Origin of the sequence: Gordonia prachuapensis (assembly GCF_036350515.1) — a bacterium.
In the GTDB taxonomy this organism is placed as follows: domain Bacteria; phylum Actinomycetota; class Actinomycetes; order Mycobacteriales; family Mycobacteriaceae; genus Gordonia; species Gordonia prachuapensis.
This window is the reverse complement of sequence record NZ_JAZDUE010000014.1, coordinates 130,423-142,250: the sequence shown is the minus strand read 5'-3', so window position 1 is coordinate 142,250 and position 11,828 is coordinate 130,423. Positions and strand designations below refer to the sequence as shown.

Below are 11,828 nucleotides of genomic sequence, written 5' to 3'. Positions count from 1 at the left end.
CGACCGCTGAGTCGACCGGCAGCCGCCCAGTCGCGCGGCTGCCGGTCTGCGCGGTCGTCGATCTGCCCCGGCTGTCGATCTGCCCATTCTTCGATCTGCAACGATGGGTGTCATGCAGACGATGCTGCTGTATCTGCTGATCATGGCCGTGGTGATTGCGGCGGTCTTCGCACTGGTGTGGTTCGTGTTCGGGCGCGGAGAGGATCTCCCGCCCGTGGAGCGCGGCACCACCCTGACGCGATTGCCGCGGGCCGGGATCACCGGCGACCACGTCCGTCAACTCGTGTTCTCCCAGTCCCTTCGCGGGTACTCGGCCGCCGAGGTCGACTGGGCGATGGAGAAGCTCGCGCGTGAACTCGACGAATTGCGTGGTGTCGTGCTCGACCTCCAGGCCCGTGACGGGACGGATCATCCGCACGTCGCGGACGGCGACCCGGCGGAGCGTTGACCGGCACGTACCGAACACGGAACCGCATGTGCGCACCGGGTATCACCAGTCCACCACGTATCATTGTCCTGGCACCTCCGGCCTGTCCGACCGATACGCCGGGTGTCGTTCCACACCGTGTGGCGGAAGCTCTGAAGGGAGTTCGAGAATGGCGGCGATGAAGCCACGTACTGGGGACGGCCCCCTCGAAGCGGCCAAGGAAGGACGTGGAATCGTTGTCCGGATTCCGATCGAGGGTGGTGGACGCCTGGTCGTCGAGCTGACCGCCGACGAAGCCGCTGCGCTCGGTGAGGAACTGCGTGGGGTCACCGGCTGAACCGAGCCCACGACCCCAGACGTCAGCTGCGCGAGGTCGAATCCGCGCTGCGATGTCCCGCGTGTTTCGTAGACCCGAGTAGCGCTGCCGAACTCGTCGTCACCGACGACGGCAGGTCGCTCGTCTGCGCATCGTCACATCGATTCGACGTCGCCCGGCAAGGGTATGTATCGCTTCTCGACGGTCGCGCCACTCCGCATCGATCGGACACCGCGGCCATGGTCGCCGCCCGACGCCGGGTTCACGAGTCCGGTTTCTTCGATCCGGTGGCCCGCATCGTCGCGGACGGGGTGGCGTCAGCGACCGTCCCGTCACCGGGTCGGTCCGACATCACCACCGGGCGGCCCGACCTGGTCCTCGACGCGGGAGCGGGGACGGGTCACTATCTGTCGGCGACCCTCGCCGAGGCGGACGAACTGAACGGCATCGGACTCGATCTGTCCAAGTACTGCGCCCGGGCGGTGGCGCGCTCGCATCCGCGAGCGGCGGCAGTCGTGGCCGACGTGTGGCGGCCGTTGCCGATTCGATCGGGGGCGATCGGTGCAGTCCTGTCGGTGTTCTCGCCCCGCAACCTCGCCGAGTTCGCCCGGGTCCTGCATCCGGACGGTGTTCTGGTCGTGGTGACACCCGACGATGACCATCTCGCCGAGATCATCGGCCCGATGGGGATGCTGTCCGTCGCCGACGACAAGGCGCAACGATTGCGCTCGTCGCTCGGCGGGCTCTTCGAGATCACCGCCGAGCGGTCGGCACGGTATCGGCACGACGCCGACGCGACGCTGCTCGCCGACCTGGTGGCCATGGGGCCCTCGGCGTTTCACCTCTCCGACGACGAGATCGGGCGGGCCGCGCGGGCGATGACCCGGACGACCGGGCATGTGCCGGTGACGGTGTCGGTCACCGCGGCGATCTGTCGGCCCCGCATCGGCGCGGAGGTCACCGAAGGGTGAGTCGGTACACGTCCAGGGTCTGCTCCGCGATCGTCGCCCACGAGAACTCCGATTCGGCACGGTCGCGACCCGCCGCGCCCATCGACGCCGCCGCGGCGGGATCCCCGACGACAGCGTTCACCGCGTCGGCGAGGCCGACCTCGAATGACCGCGGGTCGACCGGGTCGTAGGGCACGAGGCGGCCGCTGACACCGTCGCGGACCACTTCGGGGATGCCGCCCACTTCCGATGCGACGACCGCGGTGCCGCACGCCATCGCTTCGAGATTCACGATGCCCAGCGGTTCGTAGATCGACGGGCAGACGAAAACGGTTGCCGCGGTCAGAATTTCCCGGATTCTGGGCTGGGGGAGCATGTCCCTGACCCAGAACACGCCGTCGCGCTGCTCCGCGAGTTCGGCGACCGCCGCCTCGATCTCCGCGCCGATCTCCGGCGTGTCGGGAGCGCCCGCGCACAGCACGAGCTGGACCTCGGGGGCGAAATGATGCGCGGCGGCGACGAGATGCGCAACGCCCTTCTGCCGCGTGATGCGTCCGACGAACGCCACGATCGGCCGATCGGGGTCGACACCGAGACCGGCAGGCGCCGACTCCGGACCGAACGGCTCCTCGACCGGATACCAGGTCGAGGTGTCGATGCCGTTGCGTACCACGTGAACCCGCTCCGGATCGACGCGCGGATAGGTGTTGCAGACGTCCGTGCGCATCCCCGAGCTGACCGCGATCACCGCATCCGCGTACTCGATCGAGTTGCGTTCCACCCAGCTCGAGACGCGATACCCGCCGCCGAGCTGCTCGGCCTTCCAGGGCCGCATCGGCTCGAGGGAATGGGCGGTCAGCACGTGTGGGACGCCGTAGAGCTGGGCCGCCAGGTGACCCGCCAGGCCTGAATACCAGGTGTGGGAATGGGCGAGATCGGCGCCCTCGGCGCCCACCGCCATCCGGAGATCGGTCGACAGGGTGGTGATGGCGGCATTGGCGCCGGACAGTCCCGGGTCGGGCTGGTACACCGCGGCGGTCTCACGTTCGGCGCCCATGCAGTGCACATCGACGGTGGTGAGCGCGCGCAGGTACCGGACGAGTTCTGTGACATGCACTCCGGCACCGCCGTACACCTCGGGTGGATACTCCCGGGTCATCATCGCCACCCTCATGTGCTCGACGCTAACCGCATCGTGATGACTTCGCCATCGCTGCTGGAAACTCGGTGTGAGGAGAGTGTCATTCGCCTAGCCGCGACGATCGATGCCCGTTAAGTTGGAGGGCGTGAGATCACATCCGCACGTGCTCGGAATCGTTCTCGCAGGCGGCGAGGGGAAACGCCTGTACCCCCTGACGATGGACCGTGCGAAACCTGCGGTGCCGTTCGGCGGTTCGTACCGCCTCATCGACTTCGTGCTCTCCAACCTCGTCAACGCCGGCTACGAACGCATCTGCGTTCTCACGCAGTACAAGTCCCATTCGCTGGACCGTCACATCTCCCAGACCTGGTTCTCGTCGGGCTTCCACGGCGAGTACATCACCCCGGTGCCGGCACAGCAGCGGCTCGGGCCGCGCTGGTACACCGGCAGCGCCGACGCGATCTTCCAGTCCATGAACCTGATCAGCGACGAACGGCCCGAGTACATCGTGGTCTTCGGCGCCGATCACGTGTACCGCATGGATCCGTCGCAGATGGTGGAGGCGCACATCGCGTCCGGCGCCGACGTCACCGTCGCCGGTATCCGGGTACCCCGGCAGGAGGCAACCGCCTTCGGCTGCATCGATTCCGATGCGTCCGGCCGGATCACGAGGTTCCTCGAGAAGCCCGCCGACCCACCGGGCACGCCCGATGATCCCGACGTCAGTTTCGCCTCGATGGGCAACTACGTCTTCACCACCGACGCTCTCGTCGAGGCGATCCGCGCCGATGCGGCCGACTCCGACTCCGACCACGACATGGGTGGCGACATCATCCCGGCATTCGTGCGGCGGGACCGGGCCTTCGTCTACGACTTCAAGGACAATCAGGTCCCCGGCGAGACCGAGCGCGACAAGGGGTACTGGCGCGACGTCGGCACGCTCGACGCCTTCTACGACGCGCACATGGACCTGGTGTCCGTGCACCCCGTCTTCAATCTCTACAACCAGCGCTGGCCGATCCGGGGCGAGACGGTCAATCTCCCGCCCGCGAAGTTCGTCCAGGGCGGCACCGCGCACGACTCGGTGGTCGGCGCGGGCTGCATCGTGTCCGCCGGAACAGTCAGTGATTCGGTGTTGTCGGCCAACGTCGTCATCGAGGACGGCGCGGTGGTCGAAGGCAGCGTCCTCATGCCGGGCGTGCGGATCGGCAAGGGAGCCGTGGTGCGCCACGCGATTCTCGACAAGAACGTGACGGTCGGGGAGGGTGTGCAACTCGGCGTGGACTCCGAGTCCGACCGCGAACGGTTCTCGGTCAGCAACGGCGGTGTCGTCACCGTCGGCAAGGGCTTCCGCGTCTGAGGCTCGCCGGACCTTTCCTCAGGCCGGGCGCCCGGGACGACGGAGGACGTCGAGTCCGCGCTCGACGAGGATCTCCATGTCCGCGTCGTCGTCGGGTAGACCGTGCACCGGCCACCACGCCAGGTCCGTCGATTCGTCGCTGCGCACCACCTCCGGCGGAGATCCGGTGTCGGTGGGTGCGGCGACCGCGGCGTAGCGGATGTCGAGATGGCGGGTGGGAAGCCCGAGCGAGCAGGTGATCGGATGGGTGTGCAGGTGTACCGGTCCGGACGACAACCGCAGCGTGTCGACACCCGATTCCTCGCGTGCCTCCCGGGCCGCCGCATCTGCGAGGGTGGTGTCGGCGGGCTCGCAATGGCCGCCGAGCTGAATCCAGCGGCCCACTCGTGGGTGCAGCGTCAGCAGCACGTGGCGCAATTCTGCGTCGAACACGATCGCCGACGCGGTGACATGGCCGGGCTCGTTGGCCCGCAGACAGGCGTCCGGGCTCGCGTCGAGGAAGGCCAGATAGGTGTGTCGCAGCGAGTCCTGTTCGGGATCGGGTGCCGTCCACGACCGCAGCGCGTGGCCCGCCGATTCGCGCAACGACGCCGCGCTCATCGCTCGATCACCAGGCCCGCGGTGTCCGCCGGCGGGCGTGGGCCGGCTGCGGACAGCGGTCGACCGACCGCGATGGCACCCAGCGGTTCCCAGTGGTCGTCGAGTTCCAGCACGCGGCGGACGACGTCCGGGGCGAAGATGGTCGACCCGATCCAGCAACTGCCGACCTCGCGCACCGACAGGGCGACCAGCAGCGCGGACACCGCGCCGCCCGCCGCGACGGTGAACATGGTGTGCTCGGCCGCGTTGCGACGCGCGTCCGGGTACTCGTGGGCGCCCTCTGGCACCAGGAACGGGATGACCAACTCCGGTGCGTCGTACAGGATCTGGCCACGGCGCAGCCGCTTGGAGACGGACTCCGGTGACTTCGCGTCGCCTTCGAGGTCGGTGCGCCACGCCTGAGCCATCTCGTCGAGGAGCTGCGTGCGTCGTTGCGGTGACCGGACCCAGACGAACCGCACCGGGTGGGTGTGGTGGGGTGCGGGGGCGGTCAGCGCGTCGGCGAACGCCGCGTGCATCACCTCTGCCTCGATCGCTCCGGGCGCGAATGCGCGGACCGATCGACGGGTCAGCAGCGCTTCGCGGCGGCCCTGCTCGATCGCCTCGGCGGTCCCGAGGCGGAACAGGTCGTCGTCGGCCGGCCGCACCAGGTCTGCCGCGCGAGATCCGTCGTCGACGGGGTGCAGACCGCGGATGACCGCGACGGGTACCCCACCGAGCTTGCCCTTCACCAGATCACCGGCGGCGGCGATCTCGTCGGCAACGGCGATGTCGGTGACCACGAGGGGGTTTCCGTGGACATCCGTCGAACCGTCGTAGGGATGCGACACCCGCAGGCCGGCCGAGCCGATCGCGACGTCGGTCTGGCCGTTGCGCCATGCGCGGCCCATCGTGTCGGTGATGACGACGGCGACATGCAGGCCGGCGATCTCCTCGATCCGGCTGCGGAGTCGCGCGGCGCTGGCGTCGGGATCCTCCGGCAGCAGCGCGAGCTCGTCCGCGGCGACATTCGATCCGTCGACACCCGCGGCCGCCTGGATGAGTCCGTTGCGGTTCTCGGTGATCAGCGTCCGGTTCCGGCGGGCCAGCACACGCACCGATTCCTGCTCGACGAGATTGCGCCGCAACGCATCCCGCTCATCCGGATCGGTGGGGGCGGCGACCATCCGGCTCTCGACCTTGGAGAAGATCTTACTGGTGGCCACCACGACGTCGCCGTCGGCGAGCCAGGGGGCCGCTCTCAGCAGTTCGGTGGCGATGTCGATGCCGGGGCCGAACTCGCCGAGCCCGCGGACGGGGCGGATCTCGAGATCGCCGCCGGCGGCGTGATCGGTGACCTCGCGCGTCATGACCGACCTCCGCCTGCTCCCGCGTCGGTGTCCGGGGTGGCGACCCCGACCAGTGCGCACGCGTCGCGCACCATCTGGGCGGTGGTTGCCGGGTCGCTCATCAGCAGCGGGGCGGTACCGGTGGCGACGCCGTCGACGACCGCATGGTCGCCGTCGGCGATGAGCCAACCGTCGAGAATCCCGTTCGCGCTGCGCGCACCGTAGTGATTGCCGATCGCCTCGGCCGAGGTCTCGACACCGATCACCGAGAGGCACTCGTCGGCCATACCGCGTAGTGGCCGGTTGTCGATCACGGGGGAGATGCCGACCACCGGTGCCGACGTGGTGCGCAGCGCGCCGCGGATTCCGGGCACGCTCACGATGGCGCCGATGCTCACCACCGGGTTGCTCGGCGCGATCAGGACGACGTCGGCCTCGGCGATGGCCTCGACGACCCCCGGTGCGGCTTTCGTGTCGTCGGAGCCCACCTGCGCGAAGCCGGAGGTGGGGATCTGCGCGCGATGTCGCACCCACCACTCCTGGAAGTGGATCGCCACCTGCTCGCCCTCGTCGCCGCCCGGCTTGGCCACCACGACGTGGGTCTCATGCCGATCGTCGGTCGCGGGCAGGAGTCGCACGCCCGGCTGCCACCGTCGGCACAGCGCCGCGGTGACGTCGGACAGCCGGTAGCCGGCGTCGAGCATCTGGGTGCGGATCAGGTGGGTCGCGAGATCGCGGTCGCCGAGTCCGAACCAGTCCGGGTCCGCGCCGTAGGCGGCCAACTCCTCCTTGGCATGCCAGGTCTCGCCGGCGCGGCCCCAGCCGCGCTCGCGGTCGATGCCGCCGCCCAGGGTGTACATGCACGTGTCGAGGTCCGGGCAGATCCGCACGCCGTGCATCCACGCGTCGTCCCCGACGTTGACGATCGCGGTGACCGAATGTCGTTGTCGATCATCGGGATGACTCGGGGCTGCGCCGTCGCCACTGTTGCCGTCATGATCGACAGGGTCGGGAAAGGGTGTGGGCCCGAGCAGTTCCCGGACACCGGACAACAGGCGTGCGCCGCCGACGCCGCCGACGAGGACCGTCATTCTCACCTCGTTCACTCTAGTGATGCCCGGCGCGGGGTACTCGACCGCGGTGACGCAGACCGAAAGCGGTGGTCAGGTCGTCGACGGAGTTCGGCGGGGGTTCGGCGGCGATCCGTTCGCTACCATGGGTGCCGCTTCCGGGGGGAGGAGATCGACGATCTGTGACGTTGCTGATGTCACGCGAATCGGATACGTGTCGAACCGGGAGTTGTCGATGACAGGTGGTATGAAGGAATCTTTCGCTTTAACTTGACCGCAGTACCCAATCACGTGTGTAATCACATCAGTGTCATTCCTGGTTCGAGATCGAGAATCGATGGAGCACAAGGTATTCGATCGTTTGTTCGAATACCCGGTGGGGTGGCCGCCCTGGCACGCGGTGAAGATCGACGGTGTGGGCAGACGCGGCGGAGCGGCAGGGTGGCCGCTACTCCCGTAGATGGAACTGACAGACTCTCGAGCTAGGAGGCGCCGACGATGGCTTTCGAGAACCCGATCGGCAATCCCCTTGAAACAGGTAACTTTTCCGATCAACACAGCACCGCCGCACCGATCAATCGGTCCGACGAGCTGGCCGGCGCCGAGATCGGCGCCAATCCGGTTGGGCTGACCGGTAATTCATTCATCTCGTCGGCCAATGGCTTGGATTCACCTGAGCCGAACGAGAATTCGCCATGGCCGCAACGTCGTCATCTTTCGTTGGTCCCCGACGAGTTCGACGATCTCTTCGAGGCGGTCGAGGAGCAGTGGCAGGACCGCGCACTGTGTGCGCAGACCGACCCCGAGGCGTTCTTCCCCGAGAAGGGCGGATCGACCCGGGAGGCCAAGCGGATCTGCCAGGGCTGCGAGGTCAAGTCCGAATGCCTCGAGTACGCACTGCACAACGACGAACGGTTCGGCATCTGGGGCGGGCTCTCCGAGCGGGAGCGTCGTCGTCTCAAGCGCGGGATCGTCTGACGGATTCGGTCCCGGTCACTCGGGGCCGCGGTCGACGGTGTCCTCGTCGACGCCGAGGTGGGTCGCCACCTGCTGCACGAGTACCTCGTGGACGAGTTCGAGGAGATCAGCGCCCCGCTTGGCGCGAATCTCGAGCGGCCTGCGGAACAGAATGATCTGGGCACGCGTCGGTTGGCCGTGCACGTCGACGCCCGCCGGGATCAGCCGCGCGAGCGGAACGGCCCCGTCGGCGGTCACCTCGTCGGGCCATTGGATGGACTCCGGGTCCCGCGGCAGCATCCGCGGGATGTCGTCGACCGCGATGTCGAGCCCGACGAGCTGATCGTGCCAGCGTCCGTCGATCTCGGCGAAGGCCTCCAGCGCCACCACATCGAACGAGTCGGCGCGGCTGGTGAACGCCGGCACCGATTGGGGGAGTAGGGGCGATCGCAGACCGCGCCCCCGTCGATCGCGTGTCCGGGTCGGGTGCGCCGGTCGTCGCGAGGCGCTGGGCCGCGGATCGGCGCCCCGCCCGCGCCCGTCGCCGGTCCGGCCGCGCGCATCGTGTCGTCCGCGAGGGTCGTCGGCGCGACCGCGGGACGGACGAGGCGGATCGAAGCGCATGACGAGAGTGTAGGTATTCGTCACGTCACTGTCTCGTGTGAGCCCTGTTTCACCGCGTGCGCGCGTGTCGCCGCCGACGCGGGCGGTCGCACGGCGCTAACCTCATCTGCGTGAAGCTTCCCCGTCAGTGCTGCCGTCCCGGCTGCGTCCGTTCGGCGGTTGCGACGCTGACCTTCGTCTATGCCGAGTCGACGGCGGTGGTCGGACCGCTGGCCAGCAGTCCCGAGCCGCATTCGTGGGATCTCTGTGACGAGCACGCGCGCCGGATCACCGTGCCGCGGGGCTGGGAGATGCTGCGCAGCGAGCGTGGGTTCTCCGCGCCGATCGCCGAGGACTACGAGCTCACCGCGCTGGCCGAGGCGGTCCGGGAGGTCGGCGGTTCCGATCGCGTCGATGTTGCGCCGGGTATCCCGGACCTGTTCGATCCCGTGGACGACGCGGCCGCGGGTCGTCACCGCCGGGGTCGGGGCGGGCCGGTGCCGGATGGGCCCGCGTCTGAGGACTCCGGCCGCCGGCCGTCGCATTCGTCGAGACCCCGCCCGGGACGGCGCGGTCATCTGCGTGTGCTGCCCGATCCCATCGACTGATCGCGACTCGCCGAGCCGTCACGTCGGTTGTTGGGGTGTCGGCATCACGGTCGTGTACGCGGTCGACGGGCTGCGTCGCTAGGGTAGGTGTCATGCGAACCGGTGCCCCCGACCTCGATGACGTCGAGGAGCTGATCGCGGCAGATGTGGACGGATTGCTCCAGTCGGTGGCGCTTGCCGGGGCGCAGGTCCGCGCGGTCGCCGAGGCGCAGCGCGAAGGTATCTTCGAGCCCCTGACAGAGCTGCGTCCGCGCAGCGTGGTGATCGTGTGTGCCGGCGCCGGCGTGGCGGCGTCGGCGGCAGCACTGGTCGTCGCGGCCGTCAGTTCCCGCGTCGATGTCCCGATCGTGTGCGCGCCGGCGCTGCCGGGGTGGATCGGTCCGCTGGATGTCGTGGTGATCGCCGGTGACGATGCCGGCGACGTCGTGCTCGCGGATGCGGCCGCCCGGTCACTTCGTCGACGTGCCGAGGTCGTCGTCGCCGCACCGATCGAAGGTCCCCTTCGGGAAGCCTTGGGCGGCAACGGAATCGATCTGTCGCCGCGGGTCGCGGTGGATTCCAGGTTCCGTCTGCCCGGGTTCGTGGCCGCCTTGTTGGCGGTGTTCGTGTCACTGGCTCAGGTCCGCTTCACCGGCGGGGTCCCCCAGGTCGCCGAACTCGCCGACGCGCTCGACGACGAGGCGGGCGCGAATCACCCGCGCAACGAGAGCTTCCACAACCGGGCGAAATCGCTCGCCGCCAGGCTCGACGGCCGCTCGGTCCTGTGGGTCGGCGACACCCCCGGCACTGCCGTCATCGCGACCCACGCGGCCCGGATGCTGCTGGCCCTCGCCGGGGTCATCGGTGCGGTCGCCGAAACCGGCGATGCCGTCCGGGTCGTCCGCGAATGGTCCGAACGGACCGGCGCGACACCCGACGACGTGATCTTCCACGACCCGGAGTTCGACGGCCCCGAGCCGGACGGTCCGCCGCGAGTGATGGCGGTGACCACCGTGTCCCGGGAGTGGTACCTACGTCGTCGGCTCGACGGCATCGGAGACCTCGACGTACTGACCGGCGACGGTGCGGACACCACCGAACAGGCTGCGGTGTCGGCGACGTCGTACGACGACGCACCCGGGGACGCGCCGGGCGATCTGCTGTCCCTGCTGCTGCTGGCACTGCGGATCGAGATGGCTGCCGTCTATCTCCGGCTGATCAGGAACTGAGGCGATGAAACCACTGGAGGGCGTGGTCCGTCCCTATGCGTGGGGCTCGCGTACCGCGATCGCGTCGATGCGCGGAAAGGCGGTACCGTCGCCGCACCCCGAGGCCGAGCTGTGGTTCGGTGCCCACCCGGCGGGTCCGGCGTCGTGCCTGGCGGCCGACGGGCGGATCGAGACGGATTTGCTGACCGCCATCGACGCCGACCCCGCCGGGATGCTCGGCGAACGGGCCATCTCCGCGTTCGGCAGTCGGTTGCCGTTTCTGATGAAGGTGCTCGCTGCCGAGGAGCCGCTCTCGCTGCAGGCCCATCCCAGCACGGACCAGGCGCAGGAGGGTTTCGCCCGGGAGAACGCCCGCGGTATCGCCATCGACGCCACCAATCGCAACTACCGCGACCCGTGGCACAAACCGGAGCTCATCGTGGCGCTCACCGAGTTCGAGGCGCTGGCAGGTTTCCGTGATCCCCACGCCACGGTCGAGTTGCTGCGTGAACTCCAGGTATCCGAGCTCGATCCCTACCTCGGAATGCTCGCCGGACAACCCGATTCCGAGGGATTGCGGGCGCTGTTCACGACCTGGTTGACCCTTCCCGACGCGTCCATCGCGACGTTGGTTCCGGCGGTCCTGACCGCAGCCATCGAGGTGCTCGGCGGCAAGGGGCGGGCGCGCTTCGCCGCCGAACTCAAGACAGTGCTCGAACTCGGCGAGATGTATCCGCGGGATCCCGGTGTCCTCGCGTCGTTGCTGTTGAACCGGATCGATCTCGAGCCGGGTGAGGGCCTCTACCTGCCGGCCGGAAACCTGCACGCCTATCTGCACGGCACCGGGGTGGAGATCATGGCCAACTCCGACAACGTGCTGCGCGGCGGGCTCACTCCCAAGCACATCGACGTCCCGGAACTCCTCCGGGTTCTGGACTTCACCCCCGCCGACGTCGGCGACCTGATGCCCGCCGTTCGGATGGTCGGGGCGGAGCGGATCTATCTGACCGCTGCGCCCGAATTCCGCCTGTCCCGAGTCGAACTCGACGGCACCGGCCTGCGATACGCGTCGTCGATCTGTTTCGACATGCCTGGACCCCAGATCCTGTCGGTGCTCACCGGGGCGATCGACGTCCGCCCGATGGGCGGGCAACCGGTGACGATTCCGGCGGGCCAGGCCGTCTGGATCGGTGATGACGAACCCGACGTGGTGGTCCATGCCGCTTCGTCGCGGGCGGTGTTCTTCCGCGCGCTGGTGCCGCCGGGCGCGACCGCCTGACC

13 protein-coding genes are annotated in these 11,828 nt (G+C 68.7%); 8 read left to right on the top strand and 5 right to left on the bottom strand.

Annotated features, from left to right (window positions below; genetic code table 11):
• Positions 1 to 112 precede the first annotated feature (112 nt).
• The 3 genes from V1Y59_RS17190 (at position 113) to V1Y59_RS17180 (ending at position 1,714) form a co-directional block, all read left to right on the top strand.
• Positions 113 to 448 (top strand): DivIVA domain-containing protein, encoded by a 336-nt coding sequence (locus tag V1Y59_RS17190; protein WP_330506156.1) that lies wholly within the window; start codon positions 113 to 115, stop codon positions 446 to 448.
• A 148-nt stretch (positions 449 to 596) separates the two neighbouring features.
• Positions 597 to 764 carry a DUF3117 domain-containing protein gene (locus V1Y59_RS17185; protein ID WP_004019232.1) on the top strand — a complete coding sequence of 56 codons (168 nt, stop codon included), beginning with the start codon at positions 597 to 599 and terminating at the stop codon, positions 762 to 764.
• 47 nt (positions 765 to 811) lie between these two features.
• Entirely contained in the window at positions 812 to 1,714 is a 903-nt protein-coding gene (locus tag V1Y59_RS17180; RefSeq protein ID WP_431309208.1) for a methyltransferase domain-containing protein, read from the top strand.
• On the opposite strand, the gene glgA is transcribed toward V1Y59_RS17180, so the two are convergent.
• Positions 1,701 to 2,867: a glycogen synthase gene (gene glgA / locus V1Y59_RS17175; protein ID WP_330506155.1), complete on the bottom strand. Its 1,167-nt coding sequence runs from the start codon at positions 2,865 to 2,867 to the stop codon at positions 1,701 to 1,703. The two genes, V1Y59_RS17180 and glgA, sit on opposite strands and share 14 nt — an antisense overlap.
• Before the next feature lie 112 nt (positions 2,868 to 2,979).
• On the opposite strand from glgA, the gene glgC reads away from it, so the two are divergent.
• Positions 2,980 to 4,194, top strand: coding sequence for a glucose-1-phosphate adenylyltransferase (glgC, locus tag V1Y59_RS17170; protein ID WP_330435200.1), 1,215 nt, complete (start codon positions 2,980 to 2,982; stop codon positions 4,192 to 4,194).
• Between the two features lie 18 nt (positions 4,195 to 4,212).
• Here glgC and V1Y59_RS17165 read toward each other — a convergent pair whose 3' ends face one another.
• Genes V1Y59_RS17165 through cofD form a run of 3 tightly spaced genes read right to left on the bottom strand, consistent with a single transcriptional unit; the run spans position 4,213 to position 7,219 of the window.
• Positions 4,213 to 4,794: an NUDIX domain-containing protein gene (locus V1Y59_RS17165; RefSeq protein WP_330506154.1), complete on the bottom strand. Its 582-nt coding sequence runs from the start codon at positions 4,792 to 4,794 to the stop codon at positions 4,213 to 4,215.
• The gene (locus V1Y59_RS17160) at positions 4,791 to 6,143 is read right to left on the bottom strand and encodes a coenzyme F420-0:L-glutamate ligase (RefSeq protein ID WP_330506153.1); all 1,353 of its coding nucleotides are present in this window, start codon (positions 6,141 to 6,143) and stop codon (positions 4,791 to 4,793) included. Before V1Y59_RS17160 ends, V1Y59_RS17165 begins: the two co-directional genes overlap by 4 nt.
• On the bottom strand, positions 6,140 to 7,219 hold the full coding sequence (gene cofD, locus V1Y59_RS17155; RefSeq protein WP_330506152.1) for a 2-phospho-L-lactate transferase: 1,080 nt from the start codon (positions 7,217 to 7,219) through the stop codon (positions 6,140 to 6,142). Before cofD ends, V1Y59_RS17160 begins: the two co-directional genes overlap by 4 nt.
• Before the next feature lie 693 nt (positions 7,220 to 7,912).
• Here cofD and V1Y59_RS17150 point away from each other — a divergent pair.
• A complete protein-coding gene (locus tag V1Y59_RS17150; protein WP_330506181.1) occupies positions 7,913 to 8,170 on the top strand; it encodes a WhiB family transcriptional regulator in 258 nt (85 codons plus the stop codon).
• Positions 8,171 to 8,185: 15 nt separating this feature from the next.
• Here V1Y59_RS17150 and V1Y59_RS17145 read toward each other — a convergent pair whose 3' ends face one another.
• Entirely contained in the window at positions 8,186 to 8,602 is a 417-nt protein-coding gene (locus tag V1Y59_RS17145) for a metallopeptidase family protein (RefSeq protein WP_431309207.1), read from the bottom strand.
• A gap of 281 nt (positions 8,603 to 8,883) precedes the next feature.
• Between V1Y59_RS17145 and V1Y59_RS17140 the strand changes: the two genes are divergently transcribed.
• The 3 genes from V1Y59_RS17140 (at position 8,884) to manA (ending at position 11,826) form a co-directional block, all read left to right on the top strand.
• Positions 8,884 to 9,360 (top strand): DUF3499 domain-containing protein, encoded by a 477-nt coding sequence (locus V1Y59_RS17140; RefSeq protein WP_330506150.1) that lies wholly within the window; start codon positions 8,884 to 8,886, stop codon positions 9,358 to 9,360.
• A 92-nt stretch (positions 9,361 to 9,452) separates the two neighbouring features.
• The gene (locus tag V1Y59_RS17135) at positions 9,453 to 10,568 is read left to right on the top strand and encodes a hypothetical protein (protein ID WP_330506149.1); all 1,116 of its coding nucleotides are present in this window, start codon (positions 9,453 to 9,455) and stop codon (positions 10,566 to 10,568) included.
• A gap of 4 nt (positions 10,569 to 10,572) precedes the next feature.
• The gene (gene manA / locus V1Y59_RS17130) at positions 10,573 to 11,826 is read left to right on the top strand and encodes a mannose-6-phosphate isomerase, class I (RefSeq protein ID WP_330506148.1); all 1,254 of its coding nucleotides are present in this window, start codon (positions 10,573 to 10,575) and stop codon (positions 11,824 to 11,826) included.
• Positions 11,827 to 11,828: the final 2 nt, after the last annotated feature.

What these genes read in the sequence shown, in the direction of transcription:
- glgA (WP_330506155.1), bottom strand. Translation starts at nt 2,867, where the DNA reads ATGAGGGTGGCGATGATGACCCGGGAGTATCCACCCGAGGTGTACGGC.
- manA (WP_330506148.1), top strand. Translation starts at nt 10,573, where the DNA reads ATGAAACCACTGGAGGGCGTGGTCCGTCCCTATGCGTGGGGCTCGCGT.
- V1Y59_RS17160 (WP_330506153.1), bottom strand. Translation starts at nt 6,143, where the DNA reads ATGACGCGCGAGGTCACCGATCACGCCGCCGGCGGCGATCTCGAGATC.
- V1Y59_RS17190 (WP_330506156.1), top strand. Translation starts at nt 113, where the DNA reads ATGCAGACGATGCTGCTGTATCTGCTGATCATGGCCGTGGTGATTGCG.
- V1Y59_RS17135 (WP_330506149.1), top strand. Translation starts at nt 9,453, where the DNA reads ATGCGAACCGGTGCCCCCGACCTCGATGACGTCGAGGAGCTGATCGCG.
- V1Y59_RS17185 (WP_004019232.1), top strand. Translation starts at nt 597, where the DNA reads ATGGCGGCGATGAAGCCACGTACTGGGGACGGCCCCCTCGAAGCGGCC.
- V1Y59_RS17165 (WP_330506154.1), bottom strand. Translation starts at nt 4,794, where the DNA reads ATGAGCGCGGCGTCGTTGCGCGAATCGGCGGGCCACGCGCTGCGGTCG.